Here is a 711-nt window from a genome sequence, read left to right on the forward strand (position 1 = left end):
GTGCTGCGAAGAGGCCGGTAAGGCTAAAGATTATCTTCGGCTGCAATGGCCTCTTCGCAGCACAAGGCTGCTCCTACAGGGATCTGTGGTAAGTCGCCTCCCACAATTCGAGCCAGAAATATAGACGAGCGCGCTTTCAAAGCCTGAGCAAGACTGTTGGTTCTACAACGGCGCCAGCGCAGCACTGCGACAATATTGCAGTTACATTAACGTGACTTTCCAACGCCCACCCTACGTCAAGACTTTGATTCAGGGCATTCCTACCCCTGGACCGAGCGATGCCAGCGTACCGTGCTGCGCATTTCTGGATTTCCACCGTCCCATCACTTGAGGTAGCAAGCAAGATGGCCAAGGCCGCCGATGTCGTTGTGCAATGCCTGGAAAACGAAGGTGTCGAGTATGTATTCGGCATTCCCGGTGAAGAAAACCTCGACCTGCTCGAATCCCTGCGCAAGTCGAAGATCAAGCTGGTACTGACCCGTCACGAGCAGTCTGCAGGTTTCATGGCTGCCACCTACGGCCGCCTGACCGGCAAGACCGGCGTCAGCCTGTCGACCCTCGGCCCTGGCGCCACCAACCTGGTTACCGCCAGCGCCTACGCCTACCTGGGCGGCATGCCGATGATGATGATCACCGGGCAGAAGCCGATCAAGAAGTCCAAGCAGGGCCGCTTCCAGATCATTGACGTGTGCGGCATGATGGACCCCATCA

Annotated in this window: 1 protein-coding gene; it reads left to right on the forward strand. The window is 57.1% G+C overall.

From position 1 onward, the window contains the following. Positions 1-344: 344 nt before the first annotated feature. The coding region (locus tag ACN6NG_RS05190; protein ID WP_256575277.1) for a thiamine pyrophosphate-binding protein at positions 345-711 on the forward strand (367 nt) is incomplete at its 3' end.

The sequence above is a fragment of the Pseudomonas sp. TSO6 genome, assembly GCF_056098905.1.